Source organism: Campylobacter sp. LH-2024 (assembly GCF_048270605.1).
Taxonomy (GTDB): Bacteria; Campylobacterota; Campylobacteria; order Campylobacterales; family Campylobacteraceae; genus Campylobacter_D; species Campylobacter_D molothri.
The window spans coordinates 712,947-727,063 of sequence record NZ_CP168139.1; the positions used below are offsets into that span (position 1 = coordinate 712,947).

Sequence of the window (14,117 nt, forward strand, 5' to 3'; positions counted from 1 at the left end):
TCAAATAATTTGCATATATTTGTTTATAATTATAAAAAAATATTTTTTAAAGATTAATTATGAAATGTGAACATTGTAGATTAAGTTATCAAAAATCCCAAATGATTATTTATAAAGATAAATTTTTTTGCTGTAAGGGATGCGAAAGCGTTTGGAAAATCCTGCATGAAACAGGCTTGGATGAATTTTATGAAAGGTTAGGAGATCGATCTTTAAAACCTGTAAATTTAGAATTTTCAAATAAAAACTATGATGAATTTATCACTCAAACCAAAGAAGGTTTTAGTGAAATTTATCTTATGATTCATGGCATTGAGTGTGCAGCCTGTATATGGTTAAATGAAAAAATTTTAATTAAACAACAAGGAATTTTAGAACTAGATATCAATCATTTAAGTCATAAAGCAAGAATAGTTTTTGATAAGGAAAGTATTTCCTTAAGTCAAATTTTGAATTTAATCGAAAGCATAGGTTATAAAGCAAGTGCGTATAATCCTGTTAAAAGTTCTAAAAAAGCTGATTTAATGAAAAGAGAGTTTTATTCTAAACTCGTAGTAGGCATTGCTTGTGTGATGAATATTATGTGGATTGCTGTAGCAAAATACGCTGGTTTTTTTAGCGGTATGGATAGAGATATAAAAGATATTTTGAATTTTTTTGAATTTATTCTTTGTTCTCCTGTGCTTTTTTACACTGGATCTAATTTTTATAAAAGCGCTTTAAAATCTTTAAAATTTAAAAGCCTCAATATGGATACTTTGGTAATTAGCGGAGCTACTTTAGCGTATAGCTATTCTTTATGGGCTATGTTTACAAGATCTTCTGAAGTTTATTTTGACTCGGTTGCGATGATTATTTGTTTTGTATTTATAGGAAAATATCTTGAAATGTTTAGTAAAAAACGTGCTTTAGATACTATAGATGGATTAAGTGATTTTTTACAAAATGAAGTTATGGTTTTTAATGGAAGGGATTTTGCACCTAAAGAGGTGCAAAAAGTCTGCATAGGAGATAAAATTTTACTTAAAAGTGGAGATAAAATTTTAATTGATGGGATTTGTAAAAAGGGCGAAGCGAGTATAGATACTTCATCTTTAAGCGGAGAAAATGAGCCTTGCTTAGTTAAACAAGGAGATATAGTTAATTCTGCTTGTATTGTTTTAGATGGGAGTATTGAGTATGAAGCGAGTAAAGTTTATAGTGATTCTAAGTTAAGTCAAATTATAAAGCTTTTAGAGTTTGCAAGTATGAAAAAAGCAAAACTTGAAAGTTTAGTTTCTCAAATTTCTTCTTATTTTTCTCGTGTAGTTTTAAGTTTTGCTTTAATATGTTTTTTAATATGGTTTTTTTATTATAAAGCTGGAATTGAAATTTCTTTGATCAATGCAATTTCCGTTTTAATTATAGCTTGCCCTTGTGCTTTAGCTTTAGCTACTCCAGTTAGCAATCTTGTGGCGCTTGGTAGAGCATTAAAAAAAGCAATTTTATTTAAGAGTTCAAGTGTGGTCGAGGATCTTTCAAAATGCAATATGGTTGTATTTGATAAAACAGGGGTTTTAACTAAGCCTAATTTAGAAGTAAAACATTTTTTCTTGCATGAAAAGTTGAATATCGATGAATTTTATACTTTTGTTTCACTTTCAAATCATCCAATTTCAAAAAGTGTTGCACAATTTTTAAGTAAAAACAAAAATGCTAAACGTTTAAATTTAAATTTTCAAGAAGTAAGCAATATACAAGCAAAAGGTATTAGGGCTATGTTAAATGATAAAGTTTTTTTAGGCGGAAATTTAAAATTTTTGCAAGAAAATAATATAATTTTTAATCAAGAATTTAATAATTCTCATTTTGTTTTTGCTAGCGATAGTGAAGTTTTAGCTTATTTTGAATTCTCGAGCGTTTTAAGGGATGGAGCTAAAAATTTAATCACCTATCTTAAATCTACAAAAACTCAAATTATGATTTTAAGTGGTGATAATCAAAAAGCAGTTGAAAAAATCGCTAATGAGCTTGAAATTTATAATTTTAAAGCTGCTTGTTTGCCTGAAGAAAAAATGCAAATTGTGGAAAAATTAAGTCAAAATAAAAAAGTTTTATTTGTAGGAGATGGTGTAAATGATGCTTTGGCATTAAAATATGCCGCTGTTTCTGTAAGTTTGCGTGAAGGAAGTGATTTGGCAATTGAAAATAGTGATATTTTACTTTTAAAAAATGATCTAAATTCTTTAAAAAATGCTATACAAATTTCAAAAAATACTTACAAAATCATCAAGCAAAATTTATTCCTTTCTTTATTTTACAATGCTTGTACTATACCTCTAGCTTTTTTAGGACTTATTAATCCTTTAGTTGCAGCAATTTCTATGTCTTTTAGTAGTATAATGGTGGTTTTAAATGCTTTAAGGATAAAAAATGAATAGTGTAATTACAATGATGATAGGTGTTTCCATCCTTGGTTTTTGTGTGATTTTGGCTATCTTGCTTTGGGGAATAAAAACTAAACAATTTGATGATGATTATAAATTTGTTACTTTAAATGATGATGAAGAATCATTACGCGATGCTATAGAACTTGAAAACCGTAAAAAGAGAGCTTTAAAGGATAAGAGAGATTAAGCTTTCATTGACAAAATGAAAGCTTTGGAATTATTTTAAAGTTTCAATATATTTATCAACAGCTTCTAAATCAGCTTCGCTTAAGCTGCTTAATTGAACTTTCATAATAGCGCCTTGGCCAAATTTGTTTCTTGTGCCTGCTTTATATTCTTTAAGTGCTTGTGCTCTTTCTTCAAAACTTAAAGTTTTAAGAGCTGGAACTTTATTTAAATAAACTTTATCTGCTTTTGCACCGTGGCATACCGCACATTTTTTAAATATAGTTGCACCATCAGCAGCAAAAGCTGAAACACCGATACATGCTAATGCAGAGATTACTAACATTTTTTTCATTGACACTTCTCCTTGAATTTAATTTAATGTCAAAACTATTATATATCTTATATTTTTATAATCTCCTTAATAAATTTTAAAATTAAATATATTCAATATTTGTTTTTATTTTTTGAAATAAATTTTTATTTTAAAAGCTGATATTTTTTCAAAATATATTATAATATTTTTTATGAAAAAAGCATTGTTTTTAGATAGAGATGGTGTAATAAATATTGACAAAAAATATGTCTATAAAATCGAAGATTTTGAATTTTGTGAAGGCATTTTTGATTTGTGTCGTTATTTTTTAAAAAAGGATTATTTGCTTTTTATTGTTACCAATCAATCAGGTATTGCAAGAGGGTATTACAGCGAAGAAGATTTTTTTAGACTTTGTGATTTTTTTTTGAAAGAATTTGAAAAAGAAAAAATTCATTTTTCTAAAATTTATCATTGCCCTCATTTGCAAAATTGTGATTGTAGAAAACCTAAACCTGGTATGCTTTTAAAGGCTAAAAAAGAATTTGATATTGATATGGAAAACTCTATATTTATAGGAGATAATTTAAGCGATATGCAAGCGGGTTTAAATGCAAATATTAATACTTTGATTTTAATTAATCAAGAAAAAAAAGAAGAAAGTTATTTCAAACAATTTAAAAATTTAAAAGAAGTTTTAAACTTTTTTGAGAAAGGAAAAAATAAATGAAAATAGCAATTACAGGTGGAGCAGGTTTTATAGGATCTGGACTTGCTTTAAAATTGCAAAAAGATCATGAAATTTTAATCATTGATAAAATGTCAAGTAATGAACTTTTAGATAATGGTAATTTAGAGTGTTTTGGGCATTTTAAAAATTTGCTTGATTTTGAAGGTGAGCTTTATGTTGGAGATATCAAAGATGAAAAAACTTTACAAAAGATAAGAAAATTTAAACCTGATGTGATTTTTCATAAAGCAGCTATTTCAGATACAACAGTTTATAATCAAAATAAGATTTTAACAACAAATTTAAATACTTTTAAAGATTTTATAGAATTAAGCATAGATATTAATGCAAAATTAATTTATGCAAGTTCAGCTTCAGTTTATGGCAATCAACCAAGCCCGCAAAAAGTTGGGGTTGAAGATCCTAAAAATCCCTATGCATTTTCAAAACTTATGATGGATAAAATTGCAAGAAAATACTATGATAAAGCCCATATTGTTGGACTTAGATATTTTAATGTGTATGGAAAAGGTGAATTTTATAAAAACAAAACCGCATCAATGGTAGTGCAATTTGCTCATCAAATTTTAGCAGGAAAAAATCCTCGTTTATTTGAAAAGAGTGATCAAATTTATAGAGACTTTGTGTATATTAAAGATGCTATTGATGCAAATTTAGTTGCGCTTGATTCTAAATGCGGAGTTTATAACGTAGGTAGTGGCGTAGCAAGGACTTTTCAAGATATAGTTGATATTTTACAAAAAGAGCTAGGTACAAATTTACCTTGTGAGTATATCCCAAATCCTTATATTAAAGCCTATCAATTTCATACTCAAGCTGAGCTTTCTAAAGATTGGGCTTATCAGCCAAAATTTAGTCTTGAAATGGGAATTAAAGATTATTTAGATGAAATTAAACGTCTTTTTGAAAAGGAAGTTAATGCTTGAATTTCTAAGTCAGCAAAAGCCAAAAATTCTTATTATAGGTGATTTTATGGTGGATAATTATACTTGGTGTGATTGTTCGCGTATTAGCCCTGAAGCTCCTGTTTTAGTAGCAAAAACTTCAAGACAAGATCAAAGACTTGGAGGAGCTGCAAATGTTTATGCAAATTTAAAAAGCTTAGGAGCGGATGTTTTTGCATTGGGAGTAATAGGAGGTGATAAAAATAGTGAGTTTTTAAAAGCAAATTTAAAGGGTGAGTTTTTGATACAAAATGGACGTAAAACTCCATTTAAAAATCGTATCATGGCACATAATCAGCAAGTATTAAGACTTGATGAGGAAGATACAAGTGATATAATTTTAGAAGAAGAGCTTATCACTTTATTTTACAAATATATTAAAGACTTTCAAGCGGTAGTTTTAAGTGATTATGCTAAAGGAGTTTTAACTCCTAAGGTATGTAAAGCATTGATACAAAAGGCTAATGAATTTAATATTCCTATTTTGATTGATCCAAAAGGAAGTGATTTTAGTAAATATAGTGGTGCAACTTTACTTACTCCAAATAAAAAAGAGGCTTTAGAAGCATTGAAATTTGAAAATTTGGACGGAGAAAATTTAGAAAAAGGCATTAAAAAATTAAAAGATGATTTTAATTTAAAGTATTCTATGATCACTCTTTCAGAGGCAGGAATTGCTGTTTATGATCAAAAATTACACATTGCACCAGCTAAGGCTTTGGAAGTGTATGATGTTACCGGAGCAGGGGATAGTGTGATCGCGGTTTTAGCTTTTTGCTTGGCAAATAAAGTAGATATTTTTAAAGCTTGTGAAATTGCCAATGAAGCAGCAGCAGTTGTTGTAAGCAAAGTAGGTAGTGTGAGCGTGAGTTTTGATGAGATAAAAAGCCTTAAAAGAAGTGATTTTGAAAAAAAGATTGTTAGTCAAAATGAACTTATGAAAATTTTAAGCGATAAAAATAAAAAAGTTGTTTTTACTAATGGTTGTTTTGATATAGTGCATTTTGGTCATATACAATATCTTCAAAAAGCAAAAAAATTAGGCGATGTGTTAATAGTGGGATTAAATTCTGATGAGAGTGTGCGTCGCTTAAAAGGAAATGAAAGACCTATAAATTCTGAATTTCAAAGAGCTTGTATGTTAGCAGCTTTTTATTTTGTAGATTTTGTTGTGATCTTTGATGAGGATACGCCCTTAAAATTGATCACAGCTTTAAAGCCCGATATTTTAGCTAAGGGTGCTGATTATGAAGGTAAGGAAGTTGTAGGGGCTGATCTTGTTTCAAGAGTTGAGTTGATCAAATTTGAAGAGGGTTTTAGTACAAGTAAAATTATAGAAAAAATTAGGAAGCAAAATGATTAATCTTATAGAAAAAGAATGGCAAGAGCATCAAGAAGTATTAAAAGCTAGTGAAATTCTTAAAGGTCAGATCGCAAAAGTAGGTGAGCTAATATGCCAATGCTTAAAAGAAAATGGCAAAATACTTATTTGTGGCAATGGTGGAAGTGCTGCAGATTCTCAGCATTTTGCTGCTGAACTTAGCGGTCGCTATAAAAAAGAACGTAAAGCTTTAGCGGGTATAGCTTTAACCACTGATACTTCAGCTTTAAGTGCGATAGGAAATGATTACGGATTTGAGTTTATATTTTCAAGACAGCTTGAGGCTTTAGCAAGAGAAAAAGATATCTTGGTAGGAATATCAACAAGCGGCAACAGCCCTAATGTTTTAGAGGCATTTAAAAAAGCAAAAGAATTTAAAATGCTTTGTATAGGATTAAGTGGAAAAAGTGGGGGTAAGATGAATGAAATTTGTGATTACAATCTTGTTGTACCAAGCAATGATACAGCAAGAATTCAAGAAATGCATATTTTAATCATTCATGCACTTTGTCAAATAGTCGATGAGAATTTTTGATGAAAGTTTTTTAAAACTAGTTCAGGTTTTAAATCTTTCATGCATTTATGATGTTTTAAAGGGCAAATTTTTTGCATACAAGGCATACAGTCTAGATTTAAATGTACTAATTTTGCATTAGGATTTTTCCAAGGTGAAGTTTGAGTAAATTTAGTAGGACCAAAGATTGCTATGGTTTTTATCTTATAAGCGGCTGCTATATGCATAGGTCCACTATCATTTGTTATAAAAAGATCGCAAAGGGCTATATTTTGACATAAAGTTTGAATGCTTGTTTTATTGCAAAGATTTTTAGCCTTAATGTTTGAATTTTTTAAAAGCTTTTCAATTTCATCGCAAAGAATTTGTTCCCCATGTCCAGCACCAAAAATTAAAATTTCATGGCTTTTTGAAAATTCTTTTGCCACTTCGGCAAAATAACTCGCATCCCAACGCTTAGCACTTCCAAAGGTAGCCCCTGGATTGATCCCTAGAATTTTTTTACCATTTTTGAGTGTTAGAGGATGTGTAAATCTTCTTTTAATCGGAAGTAGTAATTCTTTGGAATGAATTTTAAAATTTAAAGCATTTTCAATGAAATAAAGATATTTTAAAACTTGATGCTCTTCTTTAAATTTGCGTTTATTGAAAAAATATCTTTTTTTTGCTCTTAATATATTTAAAATGATTTTAGAAGACAAAGATGATCTAAAAGAGATCGCAAGGTCTATTTTAAATTCTTTACGCAATTTCAAAGCTTGTTTATAACGTTTTTTTCTATCTTCTATGATAGTTTTAAAATGAGAAAAATTTTTAAAAAGCTGAGTAGAAGCAAAAGAACCATAAAGGATAAACTCAGCATCTTTAAAATATTTTTTTATACCATATAAAGCCGCTGAAGCCATTACAGCATCGCCTAGCCAAGTGGGAAGATGGATAAAAATTTTCATGAAAACCTTAAAATTTTAGATAAAATTTTTTATAATTTTAACAAAAAATTAGGAAAATTATGCCAAAAATCAGTCTTATTATCCCTGTGTATAATGTTCAAAATTTGCTTTCAAGAACCTTACAAAGTTGCACAAATCAGACTTTTAAAGATATAGAAATTATAATTATTGATGATAAAAGCGAAGATGAAAGCTTAAATGTAGCCTTGGAATTTGCTAAAAAAGACCAAAGAATAAAAATTTTTAAAAATGATAAGAATTTAGGCACCTTTGCAAGTAGAAATTTGGGAGTTTTAAGATCAAGTGCTGATTTTGTGATGTTTTTAGATGCGGATGATTTTTTGCCTTTAAGAGCTTGTGAAATAGCTATTTGTAGCATGAAACCTGAGTTGGATTTGCTTTGTTTTGATGCTTTTGTTCATAGAGTAAAAACTAAGCAATTTTATCGTTTTAAAAAAGATGAAATTTTTACTCAAGAACAATTTTTAGAATTTTTAATCAAGCAAAGACATTTTTGCTGGTCGGTTTGGGCAAAGGTTTTTAAAAAAGATCTAATTCTTAAAATTTTTGAAAAAATTGATATTTTTGAAAAACTTTGTTATAGTGAGGATGTACTTTTTTGTTATATTTATTTTATGTTTTGTAAAAAAATAGCTATTTTTAAAGAATGCCTTTATCATTATGAATTTAATGAGAATGGTAGGTATGAAAACAAAAATAAAGAAATTTTATGGCAAAATTATCAAGATAAAAAAAGAAGCTTAGAGATCTTGAAATCGATTAAAAATGATTTTTGGGAATTTAATAAAAAGTTTTTTTTGATTTTAGAAAAAGAAATTAAAAGTTTAGAGGGAAGATTGTAAAATAGTATTTGCTTTTTCCAAATCTTTGGCATTATCTATATCTAGACTTGATTTTTCATCCATAATATAATAAGTTGTTTTTTCTTGAAAAAAAGTCGGATTTTTTAAAAATAAATCAGTTTTTATAATATAAATTGCACCATTACTCATGTAAGTTTTTGGTAATTTTTGTCTAGGCATAAAAGGATAAGAGTTATTGCATATACCTTGTAAATACCCTTTTTTGCTCACTATAAAAGCTTTTAAAATTTTATTATCATATTCTGTAACGCTAATCAGTGCATTTGATTGTTCTTCTTGAAATTTTAAAAAGGCTTCATCAATGTGTTTATAGGTTCTAAAAGGAGAGGTAGGTTGTAAAAAAATAATATTTTCATAATATTTATAAAATTTTAGGGTATGTAAAATAACTTTATCACTAGTTGTATCATCTTGTGCCAATTCAATCGGTCTTTTTAGGGTATCAATATCTTGAGTTTTTCCATATTCTAAAATTTCATCTCCATCGCTATTTAAAACAATTTTGTCGATGAAATGGGAATTTTTAGCGGCATATACGGTGTAATAAAGCAAGGGTTTATTGTTTAAAAGTGCTAAATTTTTATTTTTTATTCCTTTTGATCCAGATCGAGCTGGGATAATAGCTAAATTCATATTATATCCATAAATTTCTTTTGTTTGCTAACTTTAAAGAGTTTTTCATCTTTTAAAAGCTTAAAAAATTCTTCCGAGCTTTTTAAAGCTTTGATCTCATGTTTTTTATTTTTAGGGTTGAAAGGTTTTTTAATGAGTTTTAAAATTTCTTTTTCATTAGCTTGTGTTTTTAAAACATCCTTTATGTTTGTTCTTGCATCTTGTCTTGATCCAACTAAAATTCCATTGATACCAAGATATAAAGCTTCTTTTAAAATGCAACTTGAATTTCCGATGATAAAATCAGCATGTTTTAATAAAATAATAAAATATTCAAATCTTAATGAGGGAAAAATTTTAAAGCGTTTTAAATTTTTTAATTTTTCATAAGATTGCATAATAGATTCAAAGCCTAAATCATTATTTGGATAAATAACGATATAATTTTTTTTACTTTTTATCAAAGCATTTACAAATTCTTCACTTTGTTCTTTCATAGAGTTAAATTCTGTTGTAACAGGGTGAAAAATAACTATAGCGTATTTTTCATAGTTAATATTGTAATATTTTTTTACTTCTTTTATACCAATATAATTAGCGTTAAGTAATTCCAAATCTGGAGAACCTATGATAAAAATAGAATTTTTATCTTCTCCCATTTGCACGAGTCTTTTTTTTGCAGTTTCATCATTGACTAAATGTATATGTGCAAGTTTGCTTATAGCATGTCTTAGACTTTCATCTATAGTTCCTGATAATTCCCCACCTTCTATATGTGCCACTAAAATATTATTTAAACTTCCAACTATAGCAGCCGCTAAGGGTTCGATTCTATCACCATGAACAATGATTAAATCAGGTTCAATTTCATGTATAAATTTTGAAAAACCGTCAATAGTAGCTGATAGGGCTTGATCCATTTGATAATATTTGTCATGATTTATAAATTTATGGATATTTTTAAAACCACATTTTTCTATTTCTTTAACAGTCAATCCAAATTTTTTGCTCATATGCATACCAGTAGCAAATATAAATAATTCAAATTCATTAGAATTTTCTATTTTAAGCATTAAAGATTTTATCTTAGAAAAATCAGCTCTTGTGCCACTTACAAAGACTATTTTTTTCATTCAAAATCATCCCAAGTAAGTTGCGTATCGATTTTAATATCTTTTTTTGTTTTTCTACCTAAAATATTTTCAAACTCAGCTGCAGCAATTCCACCAATACCAGGACGTTTAACCCAGATATTTTCTTTGCTAAGTATTTGTCCTTTTTTGATTTCTTTTATGCTTACTATACTTGCAAAAGCAAAGTTGATAGTTACTTGCTCTTCTTTTAAAGCATTTTTATTGTTATCCCCTCTTAAAAGAGTCATTTGCTCACTTTGAACAATAAGTTCTTTTAAAGCTTTCTCATCCATTGAGCATACTATATCAGGACCTTCTCTATCCATTTTATCTGTAAAATGTCTTTCTAAAACACTAGCTCCTAAGGCAACAGCACCTAAACAAGCAAGATTACTCGTTGTGTGATCGCTCAATCCATAAAGACAATTAAATTCTTTGTAAAGTTCAAGCATGGCTTGCAATCTTACTAAATGCATAGGAGTTGGATATAAATTGGTTGTATGAAGTAAAACAAAAGGAATTTCAAAATCTCTCAAAATTTTTACTGTAGGTTTTATGCTTTCTATGCTATTCATTCCTGTGCTTATGATCATTGGTTTTTTAAATTGTGCTATGTGTTTGATCAAGGGATAATTATTACATTCTCCAGAACCTATTTTATAGGCAAGTACTCCCATATCTTCTAAGCGATTAGCAGCTGCACGAGAAAAAGGAGTGCTAAGATAAGTTAAATTTAAGCTTTCTGTATATTCTTTTAAAGCTAATTCATCTTTATAATCAAGAGCACATTTTTTCATAATTTCATAAATGCTGATTTTTGCATTTCCTGGGATAACTTTTTTTGCAGCTTCACTCATCTCATCTTCAACGATATGCGTTTGATGCTTAATAATCTTGGCACCTGCTCTTTTGGCTGCATCGACCATAAGTTTTGCAAGCTCTAAACTTCCATTATGATTGATACCTATTTCAGGAATGATTAAAGGAGAATTTTGAGATATGGTTAGGCTATTGATCTTTATTTGCATATTTTTCCTTGCATATAGTGTTTTATATCACTTGGAAGTCTAAAAAAATCTTTAAATAATTTATAATAAATATTTTGTTTTAGCTTAGGTTTAGGTTTTTTTGAATATATTGTTTCTCTATGTATAGAATCAGGACATAGAATATCGCTTATATAATTATTTGGCTTATTCTCTATTGAAAAATGATTGCCGTTTATAGGTGCTAAATCTATGTATTTTGCCAAGGTGCTATTTTCATTTAATGAGTAAAAATGAGCTCCGTATTTTTCTTTTAAAAAAGCTAAAGTTTGTAAATCAAATTCTTTAGAATGAAATTCAGATACTGAATTTTGATTTTTAAATTTAGGTAATAATTTTAACAAATTATTTTTTTTATGTTCAAAAGCATAAGAATTATCTTCATAAAAATCAATCCCACTTAAATAAATATTTTTATACCCTAAGGAAATAGCTATTGCGCACATGTAAATTCCAGAAGTCATTCTTTTGCTTTCATAAATTTCGTTATATAACATAAAAGCTAAAAAATCTTTTATGTTATATAATAACTCATGCCCTAATATACAATCGCAAAAATAATTTGGAAACAATTTTATAAATTTTTTATCATCTATAAGAGGCAAATTAAATGTTGAACATACAATATTTTCTATATTATATTCGTTGTTTTCTATCAGTTTTTTAGCGGTGTAATATTGTTCGAAAAATACAAAGGAATTAAAAAAAGCATATTTGATATTTTTACCAAGATAGTATTTGTTTTCAAAGTAAAATTGATTGCACCTAAAAACATCATATTCTTTTGGAAGTCTTTTGTAATCTATTTCTTTTAAGCTAGGACCATTGCCGCAAATTACGGCATTACCCCCCCCCCATGTATCATCCTTACATTCTCCTTTATAAACTATCTTTAATTTTGTTTTTTTTATGATAAAATTATAAAATAAAAAACTTAAAGGTTTGTTTAATGAAGCAAGAAGTAAGTAGTTTTTGGTATACTCCTAAAGGATATAAGGGTATAGGTTTGATGGAATTATTATCGATAAAATCTTTTTTAGATAATAATTATAAATTTATACTTTACACTTATAATCTTGATGATAAAATTTTTAATCAATTAGATAAAATATTTAATGATTTTGAACTTAAAGATGCAAATGAAATAATTCCCTTTGATGAGTATTTTAACGACGATAGAGGAGCTAAAGTAGCTGCTTTTAGTGATTATTTTAGATATAAAATGCTCTATACTAGGGGGGGGGTATGGGTGGATCTTGATATGATCTGTTTGTACCATATCAATTTAGATCAAGAATATATTTTTTCTCAAGAAATTGATGAGGATGAAAATCATCCAAGAATTACCACTTCTTTTTTAAAATTTCCAAAAAATTGTGATTTTGGAAAAATTCTTATAAATGAAGCTGAAAAAATTATAGATCATAAAAAGCAAATTCCATGGGGAGTTATAGGTCCTTCATTTTTAGCAGAATGGGTTGAAAAAAACCAACTTAAAAAATATGCTTGGGATTATAAAAAAACTTGTCAAATTCCTTGGTTAAAAGCTAAAGATTTTATTGAAAAAAATGTTGTTTTAGATACAAATCAGCCGTTTATCCATCTTTTTTCAGAAATGTGGAGATGTAATAAAATGAATAAAAATTGTTTTTACAAAAATGGAATTTATGCATGTTTGCTTAAAAAGCATGAAATAAAAAATTTGACCATTAGGTTAAAATTAAAAAAAATTATTTAATTGGTTATGGATGATTAAATGAAAACAGTCGGTGTAATTATACCAATATATAATGTACAAGATTATTTAAGAGAGTGTTTAGATAGTGTTATTAATCAAACTTATAAAAATTTACAAGTGGTTTTAGTCAATGATGGTAGCACTGATGAAAATTCATTAAACATTGCTAAAGAATATACTTTAAAAGATGAAAGATTTATTTTATTTGATAAGAAAAATGGAGGGCAAAGCACAGCAAGAAATGTAGGTATAGAATATTTCAGTAAAGAATATGAACTTAAAAATATCACTAGTGATATCAAAGAAAATTCTTTAATAGAATTTAGCATAGAAGGTAATAATGAAATATATAAAGTCTATAAAAGTTCTAAATTCTTTAAAAATGAAAATGAACTTTTAAATTTTCAAACTCCAAATATAGATTATATTATCTTTTTAGATAGTGATGATTATTGGGAATTAAACTGTATAGAAGAATGTGTTCCTAGAATGGATGGGGTTGAAGTGGTTTGGTTCAAAGAGAAAGTTTTAATTGAAACCAATGTTGATATATCTACAAAAACAATTTTTGAGCAATATTATAACGATAAATCTGTGATTTCAAAATATGAGTGGATAGAAAAGCAAATAAATAAAGATGATTTTTTTCAATTTGTATGTTTTGGGATGATTAGTTTTGATTTTTTAAAAGCACTTTGTTTAAAATTTGAAAACAATATAGTTGGAGAAGATCGAATATTTGGAATAATACTTTTTTTAAAAATGAATTATACATATATGATAAATCAAGAATTATATTTTTACAGAATTAGAAATAATTCCATTTGTAATTATAATAATGCCAAAATCCAAAAATATCCTAAATACTTCAGTGATTTATTTAGAAAATGTAAAAATATAGAACGTCACATAGGTGTTTATTCACCTTTAAAGATGTTAATGATTTTGATTCAATATTGTGAAAATAATAAAAAAAATATAGATAAAAAAGAATTATTTTTAATTAAAAAAATTTTTATACCTTCTTTTTATAATTGTATCTATCCGGATATATTAAAATGCGATAAAATTCCAATTGTTATGAAAATATTTTTTTTTAAAATTGATTTATTTTGGCTTGAGTTTTGTAAATATCATAAAAATAGATTTTTTATAAAGATGAATAATAATATATTGTTTTTATTATTGTTTTTATATACTATTTTTATAAGATTTAAAATTCCCAAGATTAAAGGATAGATTTATAGGAATAAA

The 14,117-nt window shown here is 27.3% G+C and carries 14 protein-coding genes and 1 pseudogene; 9 read left to right on the top strand and 6 right to left on the bottom strand.

Annotated features, from left to right (window positions below; genetic code table 11):
• Positions 1-59 precede the first annotated feature (59 nt).
• Complete coding sequence (locus ACD570_RS03730) at positions 60-2,420, top strand: heavy metal translocating P-type ATPase (protein ID WP_337207285.1); 2,361 nt, start codon at positions 60-62, stop codon at positions 2,418-2,420.
• On the top strand, positions 2,413-2,616 hold the full coding sequence (locus tag ACD570_RS03735) for a cbb3-type cytochrome oxidase assembly protein (protein ID WP_200281025.1): 204 nt from the start codon (positions 2,413-2,415) through the stop codon (positions 2,614-2,616). The genes ACD570_RS03730 and ACD570_RS03735 overlap by 8 nt, the downstream gene beginning before the upstream one ends.
• A 30-nt stretch (positions 2,617-2,646) precedes the next feature.
• Here ACD570_RS03735 and ACD570_RS03740 read toward each other — a convergent pair whose 3' ends face one another.
• Complete coding sequence (locus ACD570_RS03740) at positions 2,647-2,949, bottom strand: c-type cytochrome (protein ID WP_200281028.1); 303 nt, start codon at positions 2,947-2,949, stop codon at positions 2,647-2,649.
• 153 nt (positions 2,950-3,102) lie between these two features.
• Between ACD570_RS03740 and ACD570_RS03745 the strand changes: the two are divergent.
• The 4 genes and pseudogenes from ACD570_RS03745 to gmhA all read left to right on the top strand — a co-directional run bounded on the left by ACD570_RS03745 (position 3,103) and on the right by gmhA (position 6,521).
• Positions 3,103-3,640, top strand: a pseudogene (locus ACD570_RS03745) (D-glycero-alpha-D-manno-heptose-1,7-bisphosphate 7-phosphatase).
• On the top strand, positions 3,637-4,587 hold the full coding sequence (gene rfaD / locus ACD570_RS03750; RefSeq protein WP_337199130.1) for an ADP-glyceromanno-heptose 6-epimerase: 951 nt from the start codon (positions 3,637-3,639) through the stop codon (positions 4,585-4,587). The pseudogene ACD570_RS03745 and the gene rfaD overlap by 4 nt, the downstream one beginning before the upstream one ends.
• The gene (gene rfaE1 / locus ACD570_RS03755; RefSeq protein WP_417904428.1) at positions 4,580-5,968 is read left to right on the top strand and encodes a D-glycero-beta-D-manno-heptose-7-phosphate kinase; all 1,389 of its coding nucleotides are present in this window, start codon (positions 4,580-4,582) and stop codon (positions 5,966-5,968) included. Before rfaD ends, rfaE1 begins: the two co-directional genes overlap by 8 nt.
• Positions 5,961-6,521, top strand: a complete 561-nt coding sequence (gene gmhA, locus ACD570_RS03760) for a D-sedoheptulose 7-phosphate isomerase (protein WP_239819866.1) — start codon at positions 5,961-5,963, stop codon at positions 6,519-6,521. Before rfaE1 ends, gmhA begins: the two co-directional genes overlap by 8 nt.
• Here the strand turns inward: gmhA and waaF are convergent.
• A complete protein-coding gene (waaF, locus tag ACD570_RS03765) occupies positions 6,497-7,450 on the bottom strand; it encodes a lipopolysaccharide heptosyltransferase II (RefSeq protein WP_337209565.1) in 954 nt (317 codons plus the stop codon). The two genes, gmhA and waaF, sit on opposite strands and share 25 nt — an antisense overlap.
• A 59-nt stretch (positions 7,451-7,509) precedes the next feature.
• Between waaF and ACD570_RS03770 the strand changes: the two genes are divergently transcribed.
• Positions 7,510-8,313, top strand: coding sequence for a glycosyltransferase family 2 protein (locus ACD570_RS03770; protein ID WP_417904429.1), 804 nt, complete (start codon positions 7,510-7,512; stop codon positions 8,311-8,313).
• Here ACD570_RS03770 and ACD570_RS03775 read toward each other — a convergent pair.
• The 4 genes from ACD570_RS03775 to ACD570_RS03790 are packed head-to-tail and all read right to left on the bottom strand — an operon-like array spanning position 8,296 to position 12,039.
• The gene (locus tag ACD570_RS03775; protein ID WP_337198567.1) at positions 8,296-8,967 is read right to left on the bottom strand and encodes a cytidylyltransferase domain-containing protein; all 672 of its coding nucleotides are present in this window, start codon (positions 8,965-8,967) and stop codon (positions 8,296-8,298) included. The genes ACD570_RS03770 and ACD570_RS03775 overlap by 18 nt on opposite strands.
• Positions 8,964-10,079: a UDP-N-acetylglucosamine 2-epimerase gene (gene neuC, locus ACD570_RS03780; protein WP_337207296.1), complete on the bottom strand. Its 1,116-nt coding sequence runs from the start codon at positions 10,077-10,079 to the stop codon at positions 8,964-8,966. The genes ACD570_RS03775 and neuC overlap by 4 nt, the downstream gene beginning before the upstream one ends.
• Positions 10,076-11,107: an N-acetylneuraminate synthase gene (gene neuB / locus ACD570_RS03785; RefSeq protein ID WP_337207298.1), complete on the bottom strand. Its 1,032-nt coding sequence runs from the start codon at positions 11,105-11,107 to the stop codon at positions 10,076-10,078. Before neuB ends, neuC begins: the two co-directional genes overlap by 4 nt.
• A complete protein-coding gene (locus tag ACD570_RS03790) occupies positions 11,098-12,039 on the bottom strand; it encodes an alpha-2,3-sialyltransferase (RefSeq protein WP_417904437.1) in 942 nt (313 codons plus the stop codon). The genes neuB and ACD570_RS03790 overlap by 10 nt, the downstream gene beginning before the upstream one ends.
• 35 nt (positions 12,040-12,074) lie before the next feature.
• Between ACD570_RS03790 and ACD570_RS03795 the strand changes: the two genes are divergently transcribed.
• Both ACD570_RS03795 and ACD570_RS03800 read left to right on the top strand, forming a co-directional pair.
• Positions 12,075-12,863 carry a glycosyltransferase gene (locus ACD570_RS03795; RefSeq protein ID WP_417904430.1) on the top strand — a complete coding sequence of 263 codons (789 nt, stop codon included), beginning with the start codon at positions 12,075-12,077 and terminating at the stop codon, positions 12,861-12,863.
• Between the two features lie 18 nt (positions 12,864-12,881).
• Entirely contained in the window at positions 12,882-14,102 is a 1,221-nt protein-coding gene (locus tag ACD570_RS03800; protein WP_417904431.1) for a glycosyltransferase family 2 protein, read from the top strand.
• The last annotated feature ends 15 nt before the right edge of the window (positions 14,103-14,117 follow it).

Coding starts and splice junctions, on each gene's coding strand:
- ACD570_RS03730 (WP_337207285.1), top strand. CDS start 60: ATGAAATGTGAACATTGTAGATTAAGTTATCAAAAATCCCAAATGATT.
- ACD570_RS03775 (WP_337198567.1), bottom strand. CDS start 8,967: ATGAATTTAGCTATTATCCCAGCTCGATCTGGATCAAAAGGAATAAAA.
- ACD570_RS03770 (WP_417904429.1), top strand. CDS start 7,510: ATGCCAAAAATCAGTCTTATTATCCCTGTGTATAATGTTCAAAATTTG.
- rfaD (WP_337199130.1), top strand. CDS start 3,637: ATGAAAATAGCAATTACAGGTGGAGCAGGTTTTATAGGATCTGGACTT.
- ACD570_RS03735 (WP_200281025.1), top strand. CDS start 2,413: ATGAATAGTGTAATTACAATGATGATAGGTGTTTCCATCCTTGGTTTT.
- neuB (WP_337207298.1), bottom strand. CDS start 11,107: ATGCAAATAAAGATCAATAGCCTAACCATATCTCAAAATTCTCCTTTA.
- ACD570_RS03740 (WP_200281028.1), bottom strand. CDS start 2,949: ATGAAAAAAATGTTAGTAATCTCTGCATTAGCATGTATCGGTGTTTCA.
- waaF (WP_337209565.1), bottom strand. CDS start 7,450: ATGAAAATTTTTATCCATCTTCCCACTTGGCTAGGCGATGCTGTAATG.
- gmhA (WP_239819866.1), top strand. CDS start 5,961: ATGATTAATCTTATAGAAAAAGAATGGCAAGAGCATCAAGAAGTATTA.
- neuC (WP_337207296.1), bottom strand. CDS start 10,079: ATGAAAAAAATAGTCTTTGTAAGTGGCACAAGAGCTGATTTTTCTAAG.
- ACD570_RS03800 (WP_417904431.1), top strand. CDS start 12,882: ATGAAAACAGTCGGTGTAATTATACCAATATATAATGTACAAGATTAT.
- rfaE1 (WP_417904428.1), top strand. CDS start 4,580: ATGCTTGAATTTCTAAGTCAGCAAAAGCCAAAAATTCTTATTATAGGT.
- ACD570_RS03795 (WP_417904430.1), top strand. CDS start 12,075: ATGAAGCAAGAAGTAAGTAGTTTTTGGTATACTCCTAAAGGATATAAG.